Below are 25,905 nucleotides of genomic sequence, written 5' to 3' on the forward strand. Positions count from 1 at the left end.
GCGATACGCGCGCGTCCCCGGACGCCTCGGAGCACACCCCCCTACGCCCCGCAGGAGATCGCATGTCCCCCCGTTACAAAGCCGTCATCCCCGCCGCCGGTCTCGGCACGAGGTTCCTTCCCGCCACCAAGGCGATGCCGAAGGAGATGCTCCCCGTCGTCGACAAGCCGGCCATCCAGTACGTCGTCGAGGAGGCGGTCGCCGCCGGCATCCGCGACGTGCTGATCATCGTCGGCCGCAACAAGAACAACATCGCCAACCACTTCGATTCGGTTCCCGAGCTCGAGACGGCGCTGACGACGAAGGGCGACACGGCCAAGCTCGGCAAGGTCGCCCACTCCTCGCAGCTCGCCGACATCCACATCACGCGCCAGGGCGAGCCGCGCGGCCTCGGGCACGCCGTCTCCCGCGCCGCCTCGTACGTCGGCGACTGCTCCTTCGTCGTCATGCTCGGCGACGACCTCATCGACGAGCGCGACCCGCTGCTGCCGACCATGCTCGCGGTGCACGAGCGCACCGGCGGTGCGGTCGTCGCCCTGATGGAGGTCGACCCCGAACAGGTGCACCTCTACGGCGTGGCCACCGTCGGCGATCGCGACCCCGACGGCTCGTACCGGGTGCTCGATCTGGTCGAGAAGCCGTCCCGCGAGGAGGCGCCGTCGAACCTCGCGGTGATCGGCCGGTACGTGCTCGGCCCCGAGGTCTTCGGCGTGCTCGCGCACACCGCTCCCGGCAAGGGCGGCGAGATCCAGCTCACCGACGCCCTCCGCGAGCTCGCGGCCGACCCCGAGGGCCCCGGCGTCTACGGCGTCGTCTTCAGCGGTCGCCGCTACGACACCGGCGACCGGGTCGACTACATCAAGGCGATCCTGCAGCTGGCCGTGGACCGCGACGACCTCGGACCCGAGCTGCGACCCTGGATCAAGCAGTTCGCGGCGGGCCTCGCGGCGACGGATGTTTCTCCGGCCGGGGCTACGGTGCAGAGCCCCTCCGCCCGGTAGGCTGGTTACCGATAAACGCGGCGCCGTCACCGGCGTCCGCTGAAGATCCCTCAGCCCCCGGTAGTGTCCCCACACGACCGGTTGGCGGTCGCCGACCCCCCGCGTGCGGCCGCCGCGACCGAGGGGCCCGGAGTATCCCTTCGGCCCCTCGGTCGCCCTTTTTCTCACGGCGCCCGTCGCACGTCCGGTTTTGCCGCGGCATCCGCATGGCGTAGACTCTCCCTTTGGTGCTCGCGCTGCCTGCGGCCGGCACCGCGAACGTGAGCCCTCCACTGGCGTGTTCCCCTGCATCGTGCACCGTCACCGCGCAGCGAACCACCCCGGAGCGGGATTCACGAACCTCTCCGTTCGAATCAAGAAAGCAGCACTACTGTGACGCGCACCTACACCCCCAAGGCCGGTGAAGTGACCCGTGAGTGGGTCGTCATCGACGCGACCGACGTCGTCCTCGGACGCCTCGCCTCGCACGCCGCCGCCATCCTCCGCGGCAAGCACAAGCCCACCTTCGCGAACCACATCGACACCGGTGACTTCGTCATCGTCGTCAACGCCGAGAAGGTCGCCCTCACGGGTCAGAAGCTCCAGAAGAAGATGGCCTACCGCCACTCGGGCTACCCGGGCGGCCTCACGGCCACCTCGTACGCGGAGCTCCTCGAGAAGAACCCGGTCCGCGCCGTCGAGAAGGCGATCCGCGGCATGCTCCCCAAGAACAGCCTGGGCCGCCAGCAGCTGTCGAAGCTGAAGGTCTACGTGGGCGCCGAGCACCCGCACGCGGCCCAGCAGCCCACCCCGTACACCTTCGGCCAGGTCGCCCAGTAAGCGCGCCGAGAGACATAAGGACAACTCATGGCGAAGATCGCTGACTCCATCGAAGAGAACACCCTCGACAACGCGGAGAGCTACACCACCGAGAGCGCCCCGGTCGAGGCCGCTGCCGCGCCCCGCCCGGTGCTGTCGGTTCCCGGTGCCGCCGTCGGCCGCCGCAAGCAGGCCATCGCGCGCGTCCGCCTCATCCCGGGCTCCGGCACCATCACGGTGAACGGTCGCACCCTCGAGGACTACTTCCCCAACAAGCTGCACCAGCAGCTCATCAACGACCCGTTCACGGTCCTCGACCTCGCCGGTGGCTACGACGTCATCGCGCGCATCTCCGGTGGTGGCCCCTCGGGCCAGGCCGGCGCGCTGCGCCTGGGCATCGCCCGTGCGCTCAACGAGATCGACGCCGAGAACAACCGCCCGACCCTGAAGAAGGCCGGCTTCCTCTCGCGCGACGCTCGCGTCAAGGAGCGCAAGAAGGCCGGTCTCAAGAAGGCCCGCAAGGCTCCGCAGTACTCGAAGCGCTAAAGCTTCATGGCGCTGTTCGGGACGGACGGTGTGCGGGGCCTGGCCAATGGCCCCCTCACCGCCGACCTCGCGCTCACCCTGGCCCAGGCGACTGCCGTCGTCCTGGGCCAGGGCCGTATCGCCGAGGCGCGCAAGGCCGCGGGAAAGCGGCTCACCGCCGTCATCGCGCGTGATCCCCGCGTGTCGGGCCAGTTCCTGTCTGCGGCGGTCGAGGCCGGTCTCGCCTCCTCCGGCGTCGACGTGCTCGATGCGGGAACGCTGCCCACGCCGGCCGCCGCCTACCTCATCGGCGACATCGACGCCGATTTCGGGGTCATGATCTCGGCATCGCACAATCCGGCGCCCGACAACGGCATCAAGATCTTCGCGCGCGGCGGCGTCAAGCTCCCCGATCAGGTCGAGCGGCGCATCGAAGAGGCGATGTCGGGCGAGAAGCTGCGCCCGACCGGCGGCGACGTCGGTCGTGTGGTGCGCTTCTCGGATGCCGAGGACCGCTACGCGATCCACCTGCTCGCCTCCCTTCCCCACCGCCTCGACGGCCTGCACGTCGTGCTCGACTGCGCGCACGGCGCGGCATCCGGGGTCTCGCCCGAGACGTTCCGCAACGCCGGAGCGAAGGTCACCGTCATCGGCGCAGACCCCGACGGCATCAACATCAACGACGGCTACGGCTCGACGCACATGGAGCGTCTCGCCGCGGAGGTCGTGCGCACCGGCGCCGACGTCGGTATCGCCCACGACGGCGACGCCGACCGCTGCCTCGCGGTGGATGCCGACGGCACCCTGGTGGACGGCGACCAGATCATGGCGATCCTCGCCGTGGCGATGAAGCGCGACGGGCGGCTGAAGAACGACACGCTCGTCGCGACCGTCATGAGCAACCTCGGACTGCACCGCGCGATGGCCGCACAGGGCATCGCCGTCGAGCAGACGGCGGTCGGTGACCGCTACGTGCTCGAGCGCATGAACGAGGGCGGCTACTCGCTCGGCGGCGAGCAGAGCGGGCACGTCATCATGAGCCGCTACGCGACCACCGGCGACGGGGTGCTGACGGGGCTGCACCTGTGCGCCGAGATGGCCCGCACGGGCCGGTCTCTGGCCGAGCTCGCCGCGGTGATGACCGTGTTCCCGCAGGTGCTGATCAACGTGCGCGGTGTGGAGCGCTCGCGCGCGACCGATGCGGACGTCCTGGCGGGCGTGCAGGTCGCCGAAGCGGCCCTGGGCGACAGCGGACGGGTGCTGATCCGCCCCTCCGGCACCGAGCAGATGGTGCGGGTGATGGTCGAAGCGGCCTCGCAGGAGGACGCCCAGCGCATCGCCGACGAGCTCGCGGACATCGTCCGCGGCTGAACGCCGTGGGCGCCGCACGTTAAGCGTCTGTTAAACGTCGCCCCAGCAGTGGCGCCGCGATCGGCGGCGACTCTACCCTGGGCGTGCACTCACATGCCCATTCCCCGCGCCCTGACCCGACAGGGACGGGGTGCGACGGGTTTGACGACTGGGGTGCGCGACCCCTCCGTCGATGTCCCCCCGCATCCCCCAGACGGAGGGGTCGCTCCCCCTCCTGACCCGGGGATGCCGCGCGCGGACGGCCGGGGAAGCTCCCGACCGGTCGGTGCGCGGCGTCAGGCCGGTTCCTGCCAGCTCAGCGACTCGATGTACCGCAGCAGCACGCCCTCACGCAGGGCCCACGGGCTCACCTCGAGCTCGTCGACGTCCAGTGCGGTCATCGCGGTGTGCAGCACGACGGCCGCCGCGACGATCTGGAACGTGCGATCGGCGGTGATGCCGGGCAGCTCCTGCCGAGCGGATGCCGGGATGCGCGCGAGCCGCGGGATCCACGAGCCCAGCGCGCCGCGCGGCAGCAGCATCCGTTCGCTGCCGCTCCAGCCGGGGGCGGGATAGCCCGCGAGCTTGGCGAGGGAGCGGATCGCCTTGGACGATCCGACCACGTGATTCGGCCGCGGCTGGCCGGACATGAGGTCGGCGACGGGCGCCAGGACGCCGCGCGCGTGGTCGCGCAGCACCTCGACGGCATCCTCCCCGGGCGGGTCGTGCGGCAGGAACTCCACCGTCGACCGGCCGGCTCCCAGCGGGACGGAGGCGGCGACGTCCGGCAGTTCGTCGGCGCCCGAGGCCACCTCGAGCGATCCGCCGCCGATGTCGAAGAGCAGGATCTGGCCGGCCGACCAGCCGAACCAGCGACGCACGGCGAGGAAGGTGAAACGGGCCTCGGACTCGCCGCCGAGCACCTGCAGCTCCTGTCCGAGCGCCGCCTCGATCCGGGCGATCACGTCGGCGCCGTTGGCGGCCTCGCGCACGGCGCTCGTCGCGGTGGCGAGCAGCTCGACGACGTTCTCGGCCTGGGCGACCGCGCGCGCCTGGGTGACGGCATCCACCAGCGCCGTCACGCCCGTCTCGCTGATCGATCCGTCGGGCTCGAGGTAGCGCATCAGGCGCAGCACCGTGCGTTGGCTCGTGGTGGCCTGGGGGCGTCCTCCGGGGTGGACATCGGCGACGAGCAGGTGGACGGTGTTCGAGCCGATGTCGAGGACTCCGAGACGCATGCGTTCAGCGTATCCACAGATGGGTTCCGCGCCGTCACAGCCGGCGCGGGCCCGGCATCCCCTCGCGGGGCGGAGCCGCCGCATGGATAGAGTAGGCCCGATGTCCACCGAAGACGAGACGACTGCCATCGACTCGCTGTACCGCGAGATCGACCGTTCCGAGTGGGCCCGGCTGGCGGCCGGCATCCCCACCCCCCTCAGTGAGACCGAGGTCGTGCAGTTGCGCGGCATCGGCGACCGGTTGGACCTCGCCGAGGTGCGCGAGGTGTACCTCCCGCTCAGCCGACTGCTGAGCACCTACGCCGAGAACACCAAGCGGCTGGGCGCCGAGACCGCGGCGTTCCTGGGCGAGCCCGACTCCACGACGCCGTTCGTGGTCGCCGTCGCCGGCTCGGTGGCCGTGGGCAAGTCGACCATCGCGCGGCTGCTGCGCGAGCTGATGAGCCGCTGGCCCGGCACGCCGCGCGTCGAGCTGGTCACGACGGACGGGTTCCTCTACTCCAACGCCGAGCTCGAGCGGCGCGGGCTGATGGCCCGCAAGGGCTTCCCCGAGTCGTACGACCGGCGCGCCCTCGTCAGCTTCCTCACCGAGGTCAAGTCGGGTGCGGCGGAGGTGCGGGCGCCGTTCTACTCCCACGTGCGGTACGACATCGTCCCGGACGCCCACGTCACCGTCCGCCGCCCGGACGTCGTGATCGTCGAGGGGCTGAACGTGCTCTCGCCGCCCCCGACGCCGAACGACGTCGCCGTCAGCGACCTGTTCGACTTCTCGATCTACGTGGATGCCGACGAGGCCGACATCGCGCAGTGGTACGTCGACCGGTTCCTCGCCCTGCGGCGCGGCGCCTTCAGCAACCCCCACTCGTTCTTCAAGGTGTTCGCGGAGCTCTCCGACGAGGAGGCCGTGACCACGGCGCTCGGCTACTGGAACGACATCAACCTGCCGAACCTCCGCGAGAACGTCGCGCCCACGCGGCATCGGGCGACCCTCGTGCTGAAGAAGGCGGCGGCGCACGCCGTCGAGTCGGTGCGGCTGCGCAAACTCTGAGCACAATCTCACGGCGTTTGTGAGGGATCCGCGCAAATACCCGGACCTAGCATGGACCCCATGTGTGGAATCGTCGGATACGTGGGCCCGCGCGACAGCCAGGCCATCCTCCTGTCCGGGCTCGCCCGCCTCGAGTACCGCGGCTACGACTCCGCCGGCATCGCCGTGATCGACGGTCAGGGCGATCTCGACATGCGCAAGCGCGCCGGCAAGCTCCAGGTGCTGCGCGACGACCTCGCCGCCCACCCCATGCCCGACGGCACCACCGGCATCGGCCACACCCGCTGGGCGACCCACGGCGGCCCGACCGACGCGAACGCGCATCCGCACCTGGCCGACGACGACAAGCTCGCCGTCATCCACAACGGCATCATCGAGAACTTCTCCGAGCTCAAGGCCGAGCTGCTCAGCGAGGGCTTCACGTTCCGCTCCGAGACCGACACCGAGGTCGCGGCGGTCCTCCTCGGCCGCGAGTACCAGGCCTCGGGCGACCTCGTCGCCGCGTTCCGCACGGTCGTCGCGCGCCTGGAGGGGGCGTTCACCCTGCTCGCGATGCACCGCGACCAGCCGGGACTCGTCGTCGGCGCCCGCCGCAACTCGCCGCTGGTCATCGGCCTCGGCGACGGGGAGAACTTCCTCGGATCCGACGTCGCGGCCTTCGTGGAGCACACCCGCAACGCCCTCGCGATCGGGCAGGACGAGATCGTCGCGATCACCCCCGCCGGCGTCGAGGTGACCGACTTCGCCGGCGCGCCCGTCGAGGTGGAGCCCTTCGAGGTCGTCTGGGACGCCTCCGCTGCGGAGAAGGGCGGCTGGTCGTCGTTCATGGCCAAGGAGGTCTCCGAGGAGCCCGAGGCCGTCGCGAACACCATCCGCGGGCGCCTCCACGACGCCGCCGTGACCATCCCCGAGCTGGACGGCATGGACGAGCTGTTCACCGGCATCCGTCGCATCGTCGTCATCGCGTGCGGCACCGCCGCGTACGCGGGCCAGACCGGCAAGTACGCGCTCGAGCAGTGGACGCGCATCCCCGTCGACGTCGAGCTCGCGCACGAGTTCCGCTACCGCGATCCGGTGATCGGCGAGGACACCCTCGTCGTCTCGATCAGCCAGTCCGGCGAGACGATGGACACGCTCATGGCGGTCAAGTACGCGCGCGAGCACGGCGCGAAGACGCTGTCGATCTGCAACACGCAGGGCGCGACGATTCCGCGCGAGTCGGATGCCGTGATCTACACGCACGCCGGACCCGAGGTGGCCGTGGCATCCACCAAGGCCTTCGTCGCCCAGATCACCGCGCTGTACCTGCTCGCGCTGCACGTCGCGCGCGTGCGCGGCACCATCTCGCACGCCGAGCAGGCGCTGCACGTGCGCGAGCTGGAGGCCGTCCCCGGCAAGATCCAGCGCGTGCTCGACGAGGAGCAGGCGCACATCGAGCAGTTCTCGCGCTGGATGGCCGACACGCAGTCGGTGCTCTTCCTCGGCCGTCACGTCGGTTACCCGATCGCCCTCGAGGGTGCGCTGAAGCTCAAGGAGATCAGCTACATCCACGCCGAGGGCTTCGCCGCCGGCGAGCTCAAGCACGGCCCGATCGCGCTCATCGAGCCCGGCCAGCCCGTGTTCGTCATCGTGCCGTCGCCGCGCGAGTCGGCCGAGCTGCACAAGAAGGTGGTCTCCAACATCCAGGAGATCCGCGCTCGCGGCGCCCGCGTGATCGTCGTCGCCGAAGAGGGGGATGCCGCGGTGCTCCCGTTCGCCGACGAGGTGCTGCGCATCCCGCTCGCCGGGCCCCTGTTCGAGCCGCTGCTGGCCGTCGTGCCGCTGCACGTGTTCGCGATGGGTCTCGCCACGGCGAAGGGCCTGGACGTCGACCAGCCGCGCAACCTCGCGAAGTCCGTCACGGTCGAGTAACCCGCGCGGCTCGCGCCGCCTCGCGAGACGCATCTTGCGTGCCGAGAAACCACTCCGTGGCGGGTTTCTCGGCGCGGGAGTGGTTTTTCGGGAGCGCGAGCGCGGGCAGGCTGGCCGCGGCGATCAGGATGCGGCGCCAGTAGGCTGGCGGGGGCGCGGGCGACGCGGCGTCGACCACGACGCCGCCGAGCAGAGCAGGTCGACCACAACGCCGTCGAGCAGAACAGGGGGATGCCGTGATCATCGGAATCGGCGTCGACCTCGTCGACATCCCGCGTTTCGAGCGGTCGCTGGAGCGCACGCCGCGACTGCGCGAGCGCCTCTTCGCGCCCGCGGAGCGTCGCCTGAAGCCGCACTCGCTCGCCGCGCGCTACGCGGCGAAGGAGGCGCTGATCAAGGCGCTCGGCGGCTCTGACGGCGTGCACTGGACCGACATCGAGGTCGCGAGCGAGCCCTCGGGGCGCCCCGTCTTCGCGCTCAGCGGCGACACCGCCGCGACGGTCGCCGCCCGCGGCATCGGCATGATCCACCTCTCGCTCAGCCATGACGCCGGACTGGCCGCGGCCTACGTCGTCGCCGAGTCCGCGGCGGGCGGCGGGCCGATCATCCGCGACATCGAGGGGGACGCGTGAGCCGACTTCCGGAGGGCGTGCTGCGCGAAGCGCTCATCGACACGTCCGCGATCAGCGCGAACGTGCGTCATCTGCGACAGCTGACGGCATCCGAGGTCATCGCCGTCGTCAAGGCCGACGGGTACGGGCACGGCGCGGTCCGCTCGGCCCGCGCGGCCCTCGACGGCGGCGCGCGGCGGATCGGCGTCTCGGACATCGACGAGGCGCTCGCGCTGCGACGCGCCGGCATCGACGCCCCGATCCTGGCGTGGCTGCACGCCCCCGGCGCCCGTTTCGCCGAGGCCGCCGGCCGCGGTATCGAGCTGGGCGTGTCGAGCCTCGACCAGCTGCAGGCCGCGGCGGCCGCGGCATCCGGCGACCGTCCCGTCGGCGTACACCTCAAGCTCGAGACGGGCCTCGGCCGCAACGGACTGGCTCCGGCCGCCTACGCCACCGCCTTCGCGGAGGCCGCACGGCTCGAGCGCATCGGGCGGCTGCGCGTCATCGGGATCTTCAGCCACCTCTCCAACGCGTCGGCCGACGACGACCGTGCCGCGATCGGGCGGTTCACCGACGCGCTCGCGCTCGCGGCATCCCACGGCCTCGCCCCACAGCTGCGACACATCGCCGCCTCGCACGCGGCGATCGCCCTTCCGCAGTCGCGCTTCGGCTGTGTGCGGCTCGGCGTGTCGATCTACGGGCTGTCGCCGTTCCCCGAACGCACATCGGCAGACCTGGGCCTTCGTCCCGCGATGACGCTGCGCGCGGCCGTCGCCGCCGTCCGCCGGGTGCCGGCCGGGCAGGGCGTCTCGTACGGATACCGTCACCGCACCGCGCAGGAGTCCACGCTGGCGCTCGTGCCGGCGGGGTACGCCGACGGGGTCCCGCGCGCCGCCTCGGGCGGGGCGGCCGTGCGCATCGGCGGCGAGGTGTTCCCGGTCGCGGGCCGGATCGCGATGGACCAGTTCGTCGTCGACGTCGGCGATCATCCGGTCGCCGTCGGCGATGAGGTGGTGCTGTTCGGCGATCCGACCCTCGGTGCCCCGCCGGTGGAGGCGTGGGCGGATGCCGCGGGCACCATCAACTACGAGATCGTGACGCGCATCGGCCCGCGCGTGCCGCGGCGGGAGGGGAGCGCATGAGCGGACTGGATGGATTCCTCGGCGAGCGCGAGGTCGCATCGCCCGCGGACATGGAGGACCTCGGACGCTCCTTCGGAGCGGCCCTGCGCGCGGGAGACCTGGTCGTGCTGACGGGGCCGCTGGGGGCGGGCAAGACCACCCTCACCCGCGGCATCGCCGAGTCCCTCGGGGTGCGCGGACGCGTGCAGAGTCCGACGTTCGTCATCGCGCGGACCCATCCGTCGCTGGGCGACGGCCCCGCCCTCGTCCACGTGGACGCGTATCGTCTCGGCACCGACGGCGAGCTCGACGACCTCGACATCGACTTCGAGAACGCCGTGGTCATCGCCGAGTGGGCGGCGCCCTTCGCGGATGCCGTGGCGGATCGCTGGTGGGAGGTCGAGATCGACCGTGGCTGGAGCGGCACCGGGGTGGACAACGCCTGCGGCACGGCCGGCCCCCACGCGGCCGCGATGGAGGACGCCGCTCCGCGCCTCGTCCGCATCACCCGCCACGGCTGAGCCGTCCTGCCCGCCGGCGCGCGCACCCCGACTACCCTGGAACGGTGATCCTCGGCATCGACACCTCGCTCGGCACCGCCGTCGGCATCGTCGATCCCGACGGGGCCGTGCGGGCGGAGAGCGCGAGCGCGAACCCGCTCGGCCATGCCGAGGTCATCGGCGACCTGCTGCGGCAGGCGCTCGTCGAGGCCGAACGCGGTCCGCTCGGTCAGACCGGCGTGAGCGAGCCGGTCATGCTCACCCACGTCGCGGTGGGCATGGGTCCGGGACCCTTCACGGGGCTGCGGGTCGGCATCGCCGCGGCGCGGGCCTTCGCCCTGGCCCGGCAGCTGCCGGTGGTCGCCGTGCCCAGCCACGACGCCGCCGCTCTCGAGATCCTTCTGGCCACCGCCCTGGTCGACCCGTTCGCCGAGCCGGAGCGGTTCGCCGTCGTCACGGATGCCCGCCGGCGCGAGGTCGCGTACTCGGTGTACGAGGGGGTGGATGCCGACGGCATCCCGATCTGCACCGACGGCCCCGCCCTCAGCCCCCGCGCCGACATCGACGACCTCCTCGCCCGCACCGGCGCCGTGCGACGCGACGTCGCGGCGGTCAGCGCGGCCGTGCTCGCCGTGCTCGCGGCGCGCGCGGTGGCCGCCGGGCGGACCCTCGCCGGTCCCGAGCCGCTGTATCTGCGCGCTCCCGACGTCACCCTCCCGCGCAGCGCCGCCGCCCGTCCGCCGGGGGCGGCCGGATGAGCCTGCGACCCGCGGCGGCCGACGACCTTCCCGCCATCATGGAGCTGGAGCGCGCCTCGTTCCCGACCGACGCGTGGAGCGCGGCGATGATGCGCGAGGAGCTCGCGTCGCCGCACGCGCGCTACCTCGTCGACGTCGAGGGCGGCCGGCTCGTCGGCTACGGCGGGGTGCGCGCCGTCGCGCGCGCGGCCGACGCCGACATCCAGACGATCGCGATCGCCGCGGCATCCCGTGGACGGGGCCGGGGACGCCTGCTGCTGCGCGCCCTGCTCGACGCGGCGCGCGAGCGCGGCGCCCGCGAGGTGTTCCTCGAGGTGCGCGCCGACAACCCGACGGCGTCCGCGCTGTACCTCTCCGAGGGCTTCATCGAGATCGCCCGCCGTCCCCGCTACTACCAGCCCGACGACGTGGACGCCGTCGTCATGAAGCTCGACCTCGCGGGGTGGGCCGCCGCCCGCACCGCGGCGGCGGGCGCCACCTCGACGGATGCGGGAGCGTGCTCGTGACGGCCACCGAACCCCTCGTGCTCGGCATCGAGACGAGCTGCGACGAGACCGGCATCGGCATCGTGCGCGGCCGCACCCTGTTGAGCAACACGATCGCGAGCTCCATGGACGAGCACGCCCGCTACGGCGGCGTCGTGCCGGAAGTCGCCGCCCGCGCCCACCTGGAGGCGCTGCAGCCCGCGATCGACGCCGCGGTCGCGGAGGCGGGGATCGCCCTGTCCGACCTCGACGCGGTCGCCGTCACGAGCGGACCGGGCCTGGCCGGCGCGCTCATGGTCGGCATCGGCGCGGCGAAGGCGCTCGCCGTCGGGCTGGACAAGCCCCTGTACGCCGTCAACCACCTCGTGGGCCACATCGCCGCCGACCTGTTGACCGGCGACGACGTGGAGTACCCGACGATCGCGCTCCTCGTCAGCGGCGGTCACACCTCTCTGCTGCTCGTGCGCGACCTCGTGTCGGACGTCGAGCTGCTCGGCGAGACGCTGGACGACGCGGCGGGGGAGGCCTTCGACAAGATCGCGCGCATCCTCGGGCTGCCCTATCCCGGCGGCCCGGAGATCGATCGCGCCGCGGCCACCGGAGACCCGGCGGCGATCCGGTTCCCGCGAGGGCTGTCGCGTGCGTCGGACATGGCGGCGCACCGCTACGACTTCTCGTTCTCCGGGTTGAAGACGGCCGTCGCGCGATGGGTCGAACAGGCCGAGGCCGACGGGCGGGCACCCGACGTATCCGACGTCGCCGCCTCGTTCCGCGAAGCGGTCGTCGACGTGCTCGTCACGAAGGCGCTCGACGCGTGCGCGCGTCACGACGTGCCGCGGCTGCTCCTCGGCGGCGGGGTCATCGCGAACCGACGCCTGCGCGAGGTCGCGCTGACGCGCGCGGCGGAGGCCGGCGTCGCGGTGCGCATCCCGCCGCTCAGCCTGTGCACCGACAACGGAGCGATGATCGCCGCGCTGGCTGCAGAGCTCATCGCTCACGGACGCCCGGCCTCGCACCTCGGCTTCGGCGCGGACTCGACCCTGCCCGTGACCGAGATCCAGGTGGCCGGATGAGCGACGAGCGTACCCCCGCACCTCCGCCCGAGCCGCGCGTCGAGGCGCCCTCCGACGACGTGGCGCCCGCGGCGACCGCGGCGCTCCCCGGCGAGCACCGGGGCGGCTTCCAGCGCGAGTTCACCCAACCCGTGCCGCTGGCGACGCCCGTGGTCGCGGGGGAGGGGGAGTCGAGCTGGATGCCCGAGCCCGAGGTGCGCTGGGCACCGCCGCCCGAGGTCCTGCCGCGCAGCGCCCCGTGGGCGCTCACCTTCGCCGTGCTGGGGCTCATCGTCTCGATGCTCGTGGGGTGGGGCTTCCTCATCGGCCTCGTCGGCGCGGTGCTGGCGATCGTGGCGATTCGCCGGCCGTGGGAGAGTCGCGCCGTCGCGGTGTGGGCGCTCTGTCTGAGCCTGCTCTCGCTCGCCTACAGTGCGGGATGGCTGTGGTGGGCTTCCACCCAGGGGCCTCTGTTCGGCTGACGGCGCTGACGTGGGGTCACACCCGGTCGGCCAGCACCGCCACCCGTGACGTCCCCGCGCGGGTGAGGATGAGGGTGGCCGTGCCGGGGCCGCGCAGCTTCAGCTTCGTGCGGAGTGCGGCCGGATCGACGTCGACGCCCCGCTTCTTGATCTCGAGCGTGCCGATCTCGCGCTCGCGCAGTGCGCGGGCGAGCGCCTTGACATCGGTCGGCAGCTGCTCGCGGACGCGGAAGGTCTGCACGAAGGGGCTCGTGGCCTCGGCATCCGAGGTGAGGTAGGCGATGCCCGGGGCGAGCATGCCGGCGTCGAGCCGGCGCGCGACCTCCCCGATGAGCCGGGCACGGATGACGGCGCCCTCGGGCTCGTGGATGAATCTGCCGAGCGGGCGCACTTCGGCGTCGGGCGCGTCCGCGTCGGCCGTCAGCTCGGAGGCGGCGCCCGCGCGGAGGACGAGGGCGGCCCGCCGCACCCCCGGGCGGGCGAGCGCGCCCGTCCAGAGGACGAGCTCGATCGTCGACCCGTCGACGCTGATCCACTGGGCCTCCACTCCGGCGGGATCGTCCGGGATGAGGGCGCGGCCGAAGGCGGGCCCGAGTTTGATGCCCGCGGGCATCCGCGCGGCCAGCGGGAACACCCAGTCCAGCGACGGCGACCAGTCGGCCGCGCCGAGCCGGGCGGTCTCGGCGTGTCCCGCCGTGCGCCGAGCGGGATCGAGCCAGACGGCGTCGATGCCGTCGAGCGGCACCTCCTCGGCGCGGGCGTGGCGCACCGTCGCCGCGTCGCCGAACGGTGCCAGGTTGTAGGCGGCGAGGGCGGCGGTGGTCTCGTCGGCGTCGACGGCCAGCACCTCCAGCCCGATGCCGGCCAGGGCGAGCGCGTCGCCGCCGATGCCGCATCCGAGGTCTGCCACGCGCCGTACGCCCGCATCGCGGAAGCGGCCGGCGTGACGGGCGGCGATCGACAGCCGCGTCGCCTGCTCCAGCCCCGCCCTCGTGAACAGCATGCGGTCGGCGAACTCGCCGAACTTGGCGCGGGCGCGGGTACGCAGCCGCGCCTGGCCGACGGCGGCCGAGACCAGCTCGGGCGACAGCCCCGCGGCGCGCAGCCGTGAGACCGTGCGGGCGACGTCGTCGGCGGAATCGATCGCGCCGAGCTCATCGACCAGCCGCAGACCGTCGGCGGTCAGCAGGGCGGTGAGCTCGGCGCGTTCCATCCGGCCAGCCTATGCGGGTCGGCTCAGCAGCCGGCCACCTTGGTCCACCGCGTCGCCGACACCTGCTGCAGGCTCGTCACGGTCGCATCCCCCTGTCCCAGGTAGTTGAGGCTCCCGACCGCGTAGTACGGGTTGTAGGGGTTGGTGCCGTAGCTCGTGGCGCGGCCCGCCGCCTTGTGGTCCGCGTTGGACGCGGTCACACAGCCCGCCGGCGCGGTCGGCGTCGGCGTCGGCGTGGAGGTGGGGGTGGGCGTCGGAGTGGAGGTAGGGGTCGGGGTGGGCGTGGGCGTCGGCGTGCCCGAGCGGTCGACGCGTCGGTTGTTCTGGAAGAAGAAGCCCGTGACGTAGGCCGGGTAGTCGATGCTGTTCGTCGACACGTACGATCCGCCCGGGCCGCCGCCCGCGGGCCAGTTGTGTCCGAGCCCGGTGTTCTGGATCAGCGAGACACGGGGACCCGCGGCATCCGCGTAGAGCGTGCCCGAGCCCGCGGTGTTCGTTCCGGCGAGACCGGTGAGCGCGAACGTCGAGGTCGACCCGGCGCCGTAGATGCCCGCCATGATCTGCGCGTTCAGCGTGTTGTAGCCGGGAGCCACCGTCGTGTCGTTCGACCCGTAGACCACCGAGGTCAGTTGCGTCGCGAAGGCTCCGGATGCCGAGCCGGCGAACGTCGTGCAGGTGTTCCGGCCCTGGGTCTGCGACACGGCGACGCTGCCGATCTGACCGGACGTGGTGCCGACGGTGGGCCCGGCGTTGATGCCGATGCCCGCGAACACGTCGGGGGCCAGGCAGCCCATCACCATGGTCTCGCCGCCGCCCGACGACAGTCCCGACAGGTACACCTGCGCCGCGTCGATGCCCAGGGTGCCGCGTGCGGTGAGGGCGGAGACGAGGGCGAGGAGGTTGTCGTCGTGGCGGGCGGGGGAGGTGCGCGAGTGGTTCGCGTCGTAGTAGTCCCAGCAGCCCAGCACGACGCCGCCGTTGGGGGCGTCGGGCAGGGCGACGACCATGCCGTACCTCTCGGCGGTCGCCGCCCAGTTGCCGGCCGTCTGCAGGGTGGAGGCCGTCTGGACGCAGCCGTGCAGACTCACCATGAGGGCGCGACCGGCGCCGAGCGTCGGCGCGCTCGCCGGCGTGTAGAGGCGCACGTTCATGCCGGCGATCGACTCGGTGGTCCACGACCCGGTCGCCGCCGTGGCGGGTGTCGCCAGTGGCCCGGCGAGCAGTCCGGCGGCCGCGAGTGCGGCGGCCGTCAGCATCGCCGCCACGGCGCGGCGTCGGGGGATGCGGGGGGATGTCATCGGTCTGCTCCGATCCGGCTCCCGCCTTCGACCGGGCACCATTGCCCGGCGGTCCCGGCTCAGGGGAGCCCAGAGCCGATGCTAGGTGAAACATGATTCATGTAACAGGGGGGTTCCGTGTCGCACGGTTGGCACTCGCGTTGCACGAGTGCCAACTCCGCCCTAGACTTCTGTTAGCACTCCACCCCTGTGGGTGCTAACGAGTCTTGAAGCATCACGCCCAGCAAGAAAGAGGTAGACCGTGTCGGTTTCCATCAAGCCGCTCGAGGACCGCATCGTCATCAAGCAGGTCGAGGCTGAGCAGGTCACGTCCAGTGGCCTCGTCATCCCCGACACCGCCAAGGAGAAGCCCCAGGAGGGCGAGGTCGTGGCCGTGGGCCCCGGCCGCATCGACGACAACGGCAACCGCGTCCCGCTCGACGTCGCCGTCGGCGACCGCGTCATCTACAGCAAGTACGGCGGCACCGAGGTGAAGTTCGGCGGCGACGAGTTCCTCGTCCTGTCCGCTCGCGACGTGCTGGCGGTCGTCGTCCGCTGACGATTCGCACAGAAGGGCCCGGATGCCTCGGCATCCGGGCCCTTCTGCATCCCCTCGCGAGCCGCTACACCCCGGTCGAGCCGCCACGGCCCGTCCCGTCCGAAATGTGGCGGCTCGCACAGAACATGGCGGTTCGCGCACGCTGAACGGCAGGATGCCGCGGCATCCGAGTGTCAGGACCGTCGTAGGCTTTGTCTCATGACACCCGCCGACACCGCACGCGAAGAGCGGCTCGGCGGGATCTATGCCTTCGCGGCCTACTTCCTGTGGGGCTTCATGCCCCTCTATTTCCTGACGCTCGCCCCGATCGGGCCGTGGGAGATCGTCGTCTGGCGCATCCTCTTCTCGCTGCTGTTCTGCGCGGTGCTGCTGACGGTCACGCGCACCTGGGGCAAGCTGTTCGCGATCCTGCGCGACCGCCGTCTCGTGTTCTGGACCATCGTGGCGGGTCTGCTGATCTACGTGAACTGGCAGGTCTTCCTCATCGGCATCCTGACCGGGCACGTCATCGAGGGCAGCCTGGGCTACTTCATCAACCCGATCGTGACCGTCCTGCTGGGTGTCATCGTGCTGAAGGAGCGCCTGCGCACCGCGCAGTGGGTCGCCATCGGTTTCGCCGGCCTCGCGGTGATCGTCATCATCGTCGCGTACGGCTCCTTCCCCTGGATCGCCCTCACCCTCGCCGCCAGCTTCGGCGCGTACGGGCTCGTCAAGAAGCAGATCGGTCCGCGCGTCGACGCGATCAGCGGTCTCACGCTCGAGTCCCTCTGGCTCACCCCGATCGCGCTCATCCAGCTCGTCGTCGTCGCGAGCACGACCGGTCTCGTCTTCGGCACCCAGGGAGCCGGCCACACCGTGCTGGTCACCCTCGCCGGCGTCGTGACAGCCGTGCCGCTGCTGCTGTTCGCCAGCGGCGCCCGCCGTGCCCCGCTCACCGTCATCGGCCTGCTCCAGTTCGTCGCGCCGATCCTGCAGTTCATCACCGGCGCGTGGATCCTCCAGGAGCCGATGCCGCTGGAGCGGTGGATCGGGTTCGGACTCGTCTGGGTGGCGCTCATCGTCCTCAGCGCCGACTCGCTGATCGCTGGGCGGCGCGCCCGTGGCGCGGCCGACGTCGTCGATCTGGTCTGAGCCCACCGCGCGGCCCACCGCGAGACCCGCCGCGCGGCCCGCCGCGACCGTTATCGCACCGTGACCGTTCCGTTTCACACCGTTAACGCATCGCAACAATCCGGACGCGACCAGGCCGTTAGGTTTGACCCACTGGGGAGGCTCCCGAGCTCGCCCCGTGTCAACCAGATCAAGGAGCAACATGAGCGTCTTCACACGTTCGCGGGCTGGCAAGGTGCTCGGCGGTATCGCCGTGGCCGCCGTCAGCGCCGTTCTGCTCGCCGGCTGTGCCGGCGGCGGCTCGTCTACGCCCAGCGAAAGCAGCGGCCCGGCCGAGGACCTGACCCTCAAGATCGGCAGCGTGCTGCCGCAGACGGGTAGCCTCGCCTTCCTCGGCCCGCCCGAGGAGGCCGGCGTCCTGCTCGCCGTCGACGAGGTGAACAAGGCGGCCAAGGGCATCACGGTCGACTTCACCCCCGGCGACTCCGGCGACGCCGACAACAAGGCCTTCGAGACCACGGTGCCCAAGCTGCAGAGCGCCGGCGTCTCGGCCATGATCGGTGCGGCGGCATCGGGTGTCACGAAGCTGTTCCTCGACTCCAACGTCGCGGCCGGCATCATCACCTTCTCGCCCGCCAACACCTCGCCCGACTTCACCAACTGGGACGACAAGGGCCTGTACTGGCGCACCGCCCCCAGCGACCTGCTGCAGGGTGAGGTGCTCGGCAACCTGATCGCCGAGGACGGCCACAAGAACATCGGCATCATCTACCAGAACGACGCCTACGGCACCGGTCTGTTCGGTGTCGTCAAGGATGTCTTCGAGTCCACCGGCGGCAAGGTCGTGGCCGAGGCGTCCTACAACGACGGCGACAGCTCGTTCGACGCCCAGGTGGCGACGATCGCGGCCGCCAAGCCGGACGCGGTCGTGCTCGTCACGTTCGACCAGTTCGCGACGATCGCTCCGCTCCTGGTCAACGCGGGTCTGCCGGCGAGCAACTTCTACCTCGTCGACGGCAACCTCAAGCAGTGGGGCGACAAGGTCTCCGTGTCGCTCGAAGGCGCCAAGGGCACCACGCCCGGACCGGTGCTCGAGGACGACTTCAAGGAGCGTCTGAACACCACGTGGACCGCCGCCGGCAACGCCGCGCTCGAGGACTACTCGTACGCGGCCGAGTCCTACGACGCGGTCGTGCTGCTGGCCCTCTCCGCCCTCGCGGCGAAGTCGACCACCGGCGCCGACATGGCGGGCAAGCTGCAGGAGGTCTCCGGCGGCTCGGGCGATGGCAAGAAGTGCACCTCGTTCTCCGAGTGCGCCGACATCATCCTCGGCGGCGGCGTGGCCGACTACGACGGCTACTCCGGCCCGATCACGTTCGACGAGCACGGCGACCCGACGCAGGCGTCCATCGGCATCTTCCAGTTCGGTGCCGACAACATGCACACCCGCATCGACACGCGCTGACACTCGACGCGTAGAGAGGGCCCCGGAGCGATCCGGGGCCCTTTCCCGTGCGTGCGGCGCGGGCCGCCGTGCGCGGCGCGGCCCGCCGCCCGCGGCGCCGCTGGGGATGCCACGGCATCCCCGTACGCGAAGAGGCCCCCTCGCGGCGGGAGGGGGCCTCTTCGGTCGTGCCGGACGGGGTGCTCAGTGCTCCTCGTCCGTGCCCAGCGTACCCAGGTAGAGACCGATGACCTGCGGGTCGTTCAGCAGGTCGCGCCCCGTGCCCTCGTGCGCGTCGCGGCCCTGGTCGAGGACGTAGCCGCGGTCGCAGATCTGCAGGCAGCGGCGCGCGTTCTGCTCGACCATGATCGTCGTCACGCCCGCCTTGTTGATGTCGGAGACGCGGATGAAGGCGTCGTCCTGACGCACGGGCGACAGCCCGGCGCTCGGCTCGTCGAGCAGCAGCACCGACGGGTCCATCATGAGGGCGCGGCTCATCGCCACCATCTGCCGTTCGCCGCCGGACAGCGAGCCGGCGCGCTGCTTGAGGCGCTTGCCGAGCTCGGCGAAGATGCCGGTCACGAACTCGAGGCGGGCGGCGTAGATCTTGGGGTTCTGGTAGAGCCCCATCTGCAGGTTCTCCTCGATCGACAGCGACGGGAAGACGTTGTTCGTCTGCGGGACGAACGCCACCCCGCGCTGGACGAGCTTGTCGGCCTTGAGGCCGACGATCGACTCGCCGTTCACCGTGATGTCGCCGCCGCGCACCTTCACGAGCCCGAAGATCGACTTCAGCAGCGTGGACTTGCCGGCGCCGTTGGGACCGATGATGCCGATCAGCTCGCCCTTGCGGGCGACGAGGTTCGCGCCGTTGATGATGTTGATGCCCGGCAGGTAGCCGGCGGTGAGATCGGAGACCTCGACGACGATCTCGTCGGATGCCGCGGGTGCGGCCTGTGCGACGGCTCCCGGGCCCGTGGATGCACTCACTTCTTCTCCTCCTCGGCCTCGGCGATGCTCGCGGCCTCGACGTCCTCGATCTCCTCGAGCAGCTCCTTGGCGGACTCGTCGAGCTCTCCCGGGATGCGGCCCGTGACGACCCCGAGGTCGACGTCCTGGTGGCTGCCGAGGTACGCGTCGATGACGGCTTTGTCCTGCATGACCGAGTCCGGCGGGCCCTCCGCGACGACGCGGCCCTCGGCCATGACGACCACCCAGTCCGCGATGTGGCGCACCATGTGCATGTCGTGTTCGACGAACAGCACGGTCACGCCCAGATCCTTCAGATCCAGGATGTGATCCAGCAGCGACTGCGTGAGCGCGGGGTTCACGCCCGCCATCGGCTCGTCCAGCATGACCAGCTGCGGATCGCTCATGAGCGCCCGCGCCATCTCCAGGAGCTTGCGCTGGCCGCCCGACAGCGATGCGGCGAAGTCCTTCTCCTTGGTGTCGAGCTTGAAGCGCTGCAGCAGGCCGCGGGCCTTCTCCTCGTTCGCCGTCTCCTGCCCGCGCCAGATGCCCGGGATGAAGGCGGACCAGAAACGTTCGCCCTTCTGCTTGGGCGCGCCGAGCTTCATGTTCTCGAGCACCGTCAGCAGCGACAGGGCCTTGGTCAGCTGGAACGTGCGCACCTGCCCCATCCGGGCCACCTTGAAGGCGGGGATGCCGGCGAGGTTCTTCCCGTCGTACGACCATGTGCCCGAGTTGGGCTTGTCGAAGCCGCACAGCAGGTTGAACAGGGTCGTCTTGCCGGCGCCGTTGGGGCCGATGAGCGCCGTGATGGCGTGCCGCGGGATCTCGAGGTGGTCGACGTCGACGGCGGTGAGGCCGCCGAAGCGTCGCGTGACGTCGTCGATCACCATGATCGGGTCGACCTTCGCCACCCCCGGGACGGCGGCGCCCGTGGCGAGACCGGTCTTCTTCGGGCGGCGGATGCTGCCCGTCGCGGTCGTCACCGGCGCGGTCGCGTCGGGGACGCCCTGGGGGTTCTGATCACTTGACAAAGGTCATCTCCTTCTTGTCGCCGAGGATGCCCTGCGGCCGGAAGATCACGATGAGCATGAGGGCGACGCCCACGAGGATGAAGCGCAGCGTGCCCGCCTGGATGTCGCTCATGGGCAGCCAGCCGGCCTTCGCCATCTCGGGCAGGAGGTTGCCGAGCAGGGCCATCACCATCCAGAACAGGACGGCACCGAGCGACGGGCCGAAGATGGTCGACGCGCCGCCGAGCAGGAGGATCGTCCACAGGAAGAAGGTGAGCGCCGTCGTGTAGCTCGACGGGATCACCGCGGACGGCAGCACGTAGACGATGCCGCCGAGCGCGCCGATCACGCCACCGACGACGAGCGCCTGCATCTTGTAGGCGAAGACGTTCTTGCCCAGGGAGCGTACGGCGTCCTCGTCTTCGCGGATGCCCTTGAGCACGCGTCCCCACGGGCTGCGCATGAGCGCCCAGACCACGAAGATCGATACCGCGAGCAGCACCAGACCGAACACGACGACCCAGAGCTGCTGCGCCGTGAACTGCCAGGGACCCCAGCCGTAGCGCGCGCCGCCGGGCAGCGACGGGAACGGGTTGGCCGACTGGAAGCTCCCGTTGTAGTTGCCGAGGCCGTCGGCGGAGTTCGTCCACTCGTCGAACACCTGCGTGGTGAACAGCAGGCGCACGATCTCCGCGGCCGCGATCGTGACGATCGCGAGGTAGTCCGCGCGCAGCCGCAGGGTCGGGATGCCGAGGATGACCGCGAAGACGGCGGCCAGCAGCAGGCCGACGATCATCGCGAGGTACCACGGGAGCCCGAAGGTGAGGATCGAGATCGCGTAGCCGTAGGCACCGAGGGCCATGAACCCGGCCATGCCGAAGTTCAGGAGGCCCGCGTAGCCGAAGTGCACCGCGAGGCCCGTCGCGGCCAGCGCGTACGCGATCGTGACGGGGCTCAGCAGATAGCCGAGCGTGTTGCCGATGATGGCGCCCCAATCCATGGCCGTCACCCGAGCCTTTCTCTGCGACCCAGCAGACCTTGAGGCCTGACCAGCAGGATGATGATGAGCACGACGAGGGCTCCCGCGTACTTGAGATCCGACGGGATCCAGAGCGTCGAGGTCTCCACGACGATGCCGACGATGAGCGCGCCGAGCAGTGCGCCGAATGCCGTGCCGAGCCCACCGAGCGTGATGGCGGCGAAGATCAGCAGCAGCATCTGCGTTCCCATGTCCCAGCGCACGCCCGGTCGGAAGTACGCCCACAGCACGCCGGAGATGGCCGCCAGCGCTCCCGCGAGGACCCACACGATGCGCACCACGCGGTCGACGTTGATGCCGGATGCGGCGGCGAGCTGCGGGTTGTCGGAGATCGCGCGCGTCGCCTTGCCGATGCGGGTGCGCAGCAGGAAGTAGGCGACGCCGAGGATGACGATGACGCTCACCCCCATGCTGATGAGGTCGATGTACGACAGCGAGATCGGGCCGAACTCGATCGGCGCCGGGCTCGACCCCGGCAGCTGGCTCGTCGCGCCGCCCACGAAGTACTGATAGGTGTAGCGCAGCGCCAGCGACAGGCCGATGCTCACGATCATCAGCTGGACGACACCGAGCCCGCGACGGCGCAGCGGCCGCCACAGGCCGGCATCCAGGACCAGGCCCAGGGCGCCGCCGCCGAGAACCGCCGCCGTCACCCCCAGCCACAGCGGAAGCTGCCAGGTCGTGCTGAACAGCAGGGCGAGCAGCGCGCCCCACGTGACCATCTCGCCGTGGGCGAAGTTCGACAGGCCGGTCGTGCCGAAGATGAGCGCCGCGCCCATCGCGGCGAGGGCCAGCAGCAGTCCGAAGTTCAGACCGTTGACCAGCCGCACCGCGAGCTGGTCGACGAACGACTGCGTGACGCGCTCGCCCTGGCCGAGGAACAGGTTGACGATCTTCGTCTTCGTGAGCCCGAACTCGACCTCGAAGGATCCCGTCGTGCCCTGGATGGGCTGGAGTCCCTCGGGCAGGTTCGACGCGTCGACGATGACGCCTTCCGGGAGCGTGGTCTCATCGACGACGAGCGTGTAGGTGTCCTTGTCGGGAACGTACAGTCGCCACTTGCCCTGGGCGTCGGTGACGGTCTTCGCCTCGAAGCCGCCGCCCTTCACCGACATCCCCACATCGGCGACGGGTTTGTCCTCGAACGTGATCACCCCGCCGAAGTAGTAGTCGGTCTTCTCCTGATCCCCGCCGGGCGTATCGGGGGCGCCGGCGGCGTGCGCGGCGCTCGCAGCCCCGCCGACGATCAGGAGTGACGCTGCGAGCAGCGCTCCGAGGATGAGCACGAGCCACCTCTGGGGCGTTCGTGCGGTGGCGGTCATGGGACGCAAAGGTTCCTCCAGTCCGGCACACCATGGCAGGTGGTGCGGTCGCCTCGACATTGATCAACGACGGTACGAGCGTAATGTGTCGCCATTGTTTCGCCTACCCGCCTCATGTTTCCGGGGGAGCGGAAGTCCGCCGCGGGAACGGGCCGCGGAATGCGCGCCGCCGCCCGCGACTTACAATCGGTACACACCCGAATTCGCGCGCGCGAGATAACAGGAGAGCACGTGGAGCACAACGACCCGTTCGGTTTCGTCGGACTGACCTATGACGACGTGCTGCTCCTGCCGGGGCACACCGACGTCATCCCCTCCGAGGCCGACACGTCGTCGCGCGTCACCCGCCGGATCACCGTGGCGACGCCGCTGCTGTCGGCGGCGATGGACACCGTCAGCGAGGCGCGGATGGCGATCGCGATGGCCCGCGAGGGCGGTCTCGGCATCCTGCACCGCAACCTCGCCATCGCCGAGCAGGCCGCCATGGTCGACCAGGTCAAGCGGAGCGAGTCGGGCATGATCACCGATCCGATCACGACCACCCCCGATGCCACCATCGACGAGGTCGACAAGCTGTGCGGCCAGTACCGCATCTCCGGGCTCCCCGTGGTGGACGAGGACGGGCAGCTGCTGGGCATCATCACGAACCGCGACATGCGCTTCGTGTCGGGCTTCGAGCGCCAGACCACCAAGGTGCGCGACGTCATGACCAGCGAGGGCCTGGTCACCGGGCGCGTCGGCATCGGCGCCAACGAGGTCATCGCGCTGTTCGCGCAGCACCGCGTCGAGAAGCTCCCGCTCATCGACGACGACGGCAAGCTCGCGGGCCTCATCACGATCAAGGACTTCGACAAGAGCGAGAAGTACCCGCTCGCGACGAAGGACGACCAGGGGCGCCTGCGCGTCGGAGCGGCGATCGGCTTCTTCGGCGACGCGTGGGAGCGCGCCGAGGCCCTCCGTGACGCGGGTGTCGACGTCATCGTCGTCGACACGGCCAACGGCCAGTCGCAGGGCGTCATCGACATGGTCCGCCGCCTGAAGGCCGACGAGTCGTTCGCCCACATCGACGTCATCGGCGGCAACGTCGCGACGCGCGAGGGCGCGCAGGCGCTCATCGATGCGGGCGTGGATGCCGTCAAGGTCGGCGTCGGCCCGGGCTCGATCTGCACGACGCGCATCGTCGCGGGCGTGGGCGTACCCCAGGTGACCGCGATCTGGGAGGCCTACCAGGCCGCGCGCGAGGCCGGCATCCCCGTCATCGCCGACGGCGGCCTGCAGTACTCCGGCGACATCGCCAAGGCTCTCGTCGCCGGCGCCGACACCGTCATGCTCGGATCGCTCCTCGCGGGCACCGACGAGTCGCCGGGCGAGATCGTCTTCCAGGGCGGGAAGCAGTTCAAGCTCTACCGCGGCATGGGCTCGCTCGGTGCGATGCAGACGCGCGGCAAGAAGACGTCCTACTCGAAGGACCGCTACTTCCAGGCCGACATCCCGAGCGACGACAAGCTCATCCCCGAGGGCATCGAGGGTCAGGTCGCGTACCGCGGTCCGGTCTCTGCGGTGGCCTACCAGCTCGTCGGCGGCCTCCGTCAGTCGATGTTCTACGTCGGCGCCCGCACCATCGAGGAGCTCAAGGCCCGGGGCAAGTTCGTCCGCATCACGGCGGCCGGGCTCAAGGAGAGCCACCCCCACGACGTGCAGATCGTCGTGGAGGCGCCCAACTACAAGAAGTAGCGGTCGCCGGCCGTCGCCGGTCGTCAGGACGGCAGGCGGAACGGCGCGGCGGCCCGCGCCGACGGGTCCAGGGCGAGCGCGGCGAGGGTCGCGCCCACGCCCGGCGCGAACTTGAAGCCGTGGCCGGAGAAGCCCGCCCCGACCACGACCGGTCCCACGCGGTCGAGCACGAACGCGGCATCCGGAGTGGACGTGTACGTGCACGAGATCGGCGCCGCGCTGTCGGTGTCCAGGCCCGGGAACCACTCCCGCACGTACTCCCGCAGCTCCCGCTGGAGCGTCGGCCGGTGCGGCCGGGCGTCGGGATCGACCTCGTCTCCGACGGCGTGGAACCCCACCTTGACGCCCTCACCGGGTGTCGGCATGCCGTAGACCCCTCCCGGACGCTCGCCCGGGACGCCGATGTGGTTGAACGACGGCCAGGGACCGGGACCGACGGCGGCGAAATGCGCCGGGCTCTCCTCGGTGACCCGCAGGGGAGGCAGACGGAGGTCCGGGTCGGCGCCCGCCAGCAGCCGATCGGTCCACGCCCCCGCGGTCACGACCGCGACATCCGCCCGCAGCGTCTCGCCGTCGAGCACGACGTCGACGCCGTCCGCATCGGGACGCACCGCGTGGACCGGGGTCTGCCACCGCACCGCGGCGCCGGCGGCGACGATCCGCCGCTCCCATTCGCGCAGCGCCGCGTCGGCGCGGACGACCCCGCCCTCGGGGGAGTGGAGCACGACGTCCTCGAACCGCATCCCGGGCCAGCGGCGATGCGCCTGCGCGGCGTCGAGCAGTTCGGCGCGGATGCCGCGCTCCTGCAGGCGGCGGGCGATCTCGGCCACCGGCACGGGGGCGTCGCGAAGGCCCGCGCCGTGCGTCACCAGGCCGTGCAGACGCAGCAGCGGCTCGCCCTCGACGATGCCGAGCCCGTCCCATCCCTCCCGGGCGCGCGCCAGCAGATCGAGGTAGTGCTCCTCGCCGTACGCGTTGTTGAAGTTGCGTGTCGCCCCGTGCGACGCGCCCTGGCGGTGGCCCCGCGCGAAGCGGTCGAGCACGATCGGCCGTTCTCCGCGCAGCGTCAGCTGCCAGGCCGTCGCCAGGCCCATGACCCCGCCGCCGATCACGACGATGCGCTGCGCCACGCCGTCTCCTCTCGTTCCGGCATCCATCCTGGGCCACCGCGCCCGCGGAGGGCGCGTTCGTGACGCCGCGGGTCGGCGGCCCGCGGGCGCCGCGCCGGTCGCGCGACGGCTCGCGCCGGTCGCGCGACGGCTCGCGCGGGTCGCTCGGAGACTCGCGCTGGTCGCTCGGAGGACAACGCGCTAGGCTGGTCGGCTCTGCGCCCGCGACGCGGCGA

Annotated in this window: 25 protein-coding genes; 17 read left to right on the plus strand and 8 right to left on the minus strand. The window is 71.2% G+C overall.

Features of this window, described 5'->3' with window-relative positions; genetic code table 11:
* The first annotated feature begins 62 nt into the window (after positions 1-62).
* The 4 genes from AC6CQV_RS01470 to glmM all read left to right on the plus strand — a co-directional run bounded on the left by AC6CQV_RS01470 (position 63) and on the right by glmM (position 3,695).
* Entirely contained in the window at positions 63-1,001 is a 939-nt protein-coding gene (locus tag AC6CQV_RS01470; protein ID WP_060960311.1) for a UTP--glucose-1-phosphate uridylyltransferase, read from the plus strand.
* 372 nt (positions 1,002-1,373) lie between these two features.
* Positions 1,374-1,820 carry a 50S ribosomal protein L13 gene (rplM, locus tag AC6CQV_RS01475; protein ID WP_060960312.1) on the plus strand — a complete coding sequence of 149 codons (447 nt, stop codon included), beginning with the start codon at positions 1,374-1,376 and terminating at the stop codon, positions 1,818-1,820.
* A 27-nt stretch (positions 1,821-1,847) separates the two neighbouring features.
* Positions 1,848-2,345 (plus strand): 30S ribosomal protein S9, encoded by a 498-nt coding sequence (gene rpsI, locus AC6CQV_RS01480; RefSeq protein ID WP_005050408.1) that lies wholly within the window; start codon positions 1,848-1,850, stop codon positions 2,343-2,345.
* A 6-nt stretch (positions 2,346-2,351) separates the two neighbouring features.
* A complete protein-coding gene (gene glmM / locus AC6CQV_RS01485; protein ID WP_060960314.1) occupies positions 2,352-3,695 on the plus strand; it encodes a phosphoglucosamine mutase in 1,344 nt (447 codons plus the stop codon).
* Between the two features lie 275 nt (positions 3,696-3,970).
* Here glmM and AC6CQV_RS01490 read toward each other — a convergent pair whose 3' ends face one another.
* On the minus strand, positions 3,971-4,912 hold the full coding sequence (locus AC6CQV_RS01490) for a Ppx/GppA phosphatase family protein (protein WP_498260071.1): 942 nt from the start codon (positions 4,910-4,912) through the stop codon (positions 3,971-3,973).
* A 100-nt stretch (positions 4,913-5,012) separates the two neighbouring features.
* Between AC6CQV_RS01490 and coaA the strand changes: the two genes are divergently transcribed.
* From coaA to AC6CQV_RS01535, 9 genes are all read left to right on the plus strand, one after another.
* Positions 5,013-5,960, plus strand: a complete 948-nt coding sequence (gene coaA, locus AC6CQV_RS01495; RefSeq protein ID WP_060960316.1) for a type I pantothenate kinase — start codon at positions 5,013-5,015, stop codon at positions 5,958-5,960.
* Between the two features lie 60 nt (positions 5,961-6,020).
* Positions 6,021-7,871, plus strand: coding sequence for a glutamine--fructose-6-phosphate transaminase (isomerizing) (glmS, locus tag AC6CQV_RS01500; RefSeq protein WP_101307271.1), 1,851 nt, complete (start codon positions 6,021-6,023; stop codon positions 7,869-7,871).
* Between the two features lie 236 nt (positions 7,872-8,107).
* A complete protein-coding gene (locus AC6CQV_RS01505; RefSeq protein ID WP_498260072.1) occupies positions 8,108-8,503 on the plus strand; it encodes a holo-ACP synthase in 396 nt (131 codons plus the stop codon).
* A complete protein-coding gene (gene alr / locus AC6CQV_RS01510; protein WP_191009039.1) occupies positions 8,500-9,624 on the plus strand; it encodes an alanine racemase in 1,125 nt (374 codons plus the stop codon). The genes AC6CQV_RS01505 and alr overlap by 4 nt, the downstream gene beginning before the upstream one ends.
* Positions 9,621-10,124 (plus strand): tRNA (adenosine(37)-N6)-threonylcarbamoyltransferase complex ATPase subunit type 1 TsaE, encoded by a 504-nt coding sequence (gene tsaE, locus AC6CQV_RS01515; RefSeq protein ID WP_101306841.1) that lies wholly within the window; start codon positions 9,621-9,623, stop codon positions 10,122-10,124. The genes alr and tsaE overlap by 4 nt, the downstream gene beginning before the upstream one ends.
* Positions 10,125-10,168: 44 nt before the next feature.
* Entirely contained in the window at positions 10,169-10,861 is a 693-nt protein-coding gene (tsaB, locus tag AC6CQV_RS01520; RefSeq protein WP_498260073.1) for a tRNA (adenosine(37)-N6)-threonylcarbamoyltransferase complex dimerization subunit type 1 TsaB, read from the plus strand.
* On the plus strand, positions 10,858-11,367 hold the full coding sequence (gene rimI / locus AC6CQV_RS01525; protein WP_191009038.1) for a ribosomal protein S18-alanine N-acetyltransferase: 510 nt from the start codon (positions 10,858-10,860) through the stop codon (positions 11,365-11,367). The genes tsaB and rimI overlap by 4 nt, the downstream gene beginning before the upstream one ends.
* A complete protein-coding gene (gene tsaD / locus AC6CQV_RS01530) occupies positions 11,364-12,419 on the plus strand; it encodes a tRNA (adenosine(37)-N6)-threonylcarbamoyltransferase complex transferase subunit TsaD (protein WP_061781898.1) in 1,056 nt (351 codons plus the stop codon). Before rimI ends, tsaD begins: the two co-directional genes overlap by 4 nt.
* Positions 12,416-12,880 (plus strand): hypothetical protein, encoded by a 465-nt coding sequence (locus tag AC6CQV_RS01535; protein ID WP_060960323.1) that lies wholly within the window; start codon positions 12,416-12,418, stop codon positions 12,878-12,880. The genes tsaD and AC6CQV_RS01535 overlap by 4 nt, the downstream gene beginning before the upstream one ends.
* Before the next feature lie 16 nt (positions 12,881-12,896).
* Here the strand turns inward: AC6CQV_RS01535 and AC6CQV_RS01540 are convergent, their stop codons facing one another.
* Together AC6CQV_RS01540 and AC6CQV_RS01545 are read right to left on the minus strand one after the other, a co-directional pair.
* On the minus strand, positions 12,897-14,093 hold the full coding sequence (locus AC6CQV_RS01540; RefSeq protein WP_498260074.1) for a THUMP-like domain-containing protein: 1,197 nt from the start codon (positions 14,091-14,093) through the stop codon (positions 12,897-12,899).
* A gap of 23 nt (positions 14,094-14,116) precedes the next feature.
* On the minus strand, positions 14,117-15,391 hold the full coding sequence (locus AC6CQV_RS01545; RefSeq protein WP_498260075.1) for an extracellular catalytic domain type 1 short-chain-length polyhydroxyalkanoate depolymerase: 1,275 nt from the start codon (positions 15,389-15,391) through the stop codon (positions 14,117-14,119).
* Positions 15,392-15,632: 241 nt separating this feature from the next.
* Here AC6CQV_RS01545 and groES point away from each other — a divergent pair, with 241 nt between their 5' ends.
* From groES to AC6CQV_RS01560, 3 genes are all read left to right on the plus strand, one after another.
* Positions 15,633-15,929 (plus strand): co-chaperone GroES, encoded by a 297-nt coding sequence (gene groES, locus AC6CQV_RS01550; RefSeq protein ID WP_005050391.1) that lies wholly within the window; start codon positions 15,633-15,635, stop codon positions 15,927-15,929.
* A 198-nt stretch (positions 15,930-16,127) separates the two neighbouring features.
* Positions 16,128-17,060 carry an EamA family transporter RarD gene (gene rarD / locus AC6CQV_RS01555; RefSeq protein WP_060960325.1) on the plus strand — a complete coding sequence of 311 codons (933 nt, stop codon included), beginning with the start codon at positions 16,128-16,130 and terminating at the stop codon, positions 17,058-17,060.
* A gap of 181 nt (positions 17,061-17,241) precedes the next feature.
* The gene (locus AC6CQV_RS01560) at positions 17,242-18,504 is read left to right on the plus strand and encodes an ABC transporter substrate-binding protein (RefSeq protein ID WP_060960326.1); all 1,263 of its coding nucleotides are present in this window, start codon (positions 17,242-17,244) and stop codon (positions 18,502-18,504) included.
* Between the two features lie 183 nt (positions 18,505-18,687).
* On the opposite strand, the gene AC6CQV_RS01565 is transcribed toward AC6CQV_RS01560, so the two are convergent.
* The 4 genes from AC6CQV_RS01565 to AC6CQV_RS01580 form a co-directional block, all read right to left on the minus strand.
* Positions 18,688-19,413, minus strand: coding sequence for an ABC transporter ATP-binding protein (locus AC6CQV_RS01565; protein WP_101307269.1), 726 nt, complete (start codon positions 19,411-19,413; stop codon positions 18,688-18,690).
* A gap of 56 nt (positions 19,414-19,469) precedes the next feature.
* Positions 19,470-20,345: an ABC transporter ATP-binding protein gene (locus tag AC6CQV_RS01570; RefSeq protein ID WP_197425781.1), complete on the minus strand. Its 876-nt coding sequence runs from the start codon at positions 20,343-20,345 to the stop codon at positions 19,470-19,472.
* Between the two features lie 130 nt (positions 20,346-20,475).
* Positions 20,476-21,465 (minus strand): branched-chain amino acid ABC transporter permease, encoded by a 990-nt coding sequence (locus AC6CQV_RS01575; RefSeq protein ID WP_060960328.1) that lies wholly within the window; start codon positions 21,463-21,465, stop codon positions 20,476-20,478.
* A gap of 5 nt (positions 21,466-21,470) precedes the next feature.
* Positions 21,471-22,826: a branched-chain amino acid ABC transporter permease gene (locus tag AC6CQV_RS01580; RefSeq protein ID WP_060960329.1), complete on the minus strand. Its 1,356-nt coding sequence runs from the start codon at positions 22,824-22,826 to the stop codon at positions 21,471-21,473.
* Between the two features lie 231 nt (positions 22,827-23,057).
* Here AC6CQV_RS01580 and guaB point away from each other — a divergent pair, with 231 nt between their 5' ends.
* Positions 23,058-24,560 (plus strand): IMP dehydrogenase, encoded by a 1,503-nt coding sequence (guaB, locus tag AC6CQV_RS01585; protein ID WP_061781864.1) that lies wholly within the window; start codon positions 23,058-23,060, stop codon positions 24,558-24,560.
* Positions 24,561-24,583: 23 nt separating this feature from the next.
* Here the strand turns inward: guaB and AC6CQV_RS01590 are convergent, their stop codons facing one another.
* Complete coding sequence (locus AC6CQV_RS01590) at positions 24,584-25,654, minus strand: FAD-dependent oxidoreductase (protein ID WP_498260707.1); 1,071 nt, start codon at positions 25,652-25,654, stop codon at positions 24,584-24,586.
* Between the last annotated feature and the right edge of the window lie 251 nt (positions 25,655-25,905).

Source organism: Microbacterium sp. EG9 (assembly GCF_059759475.1).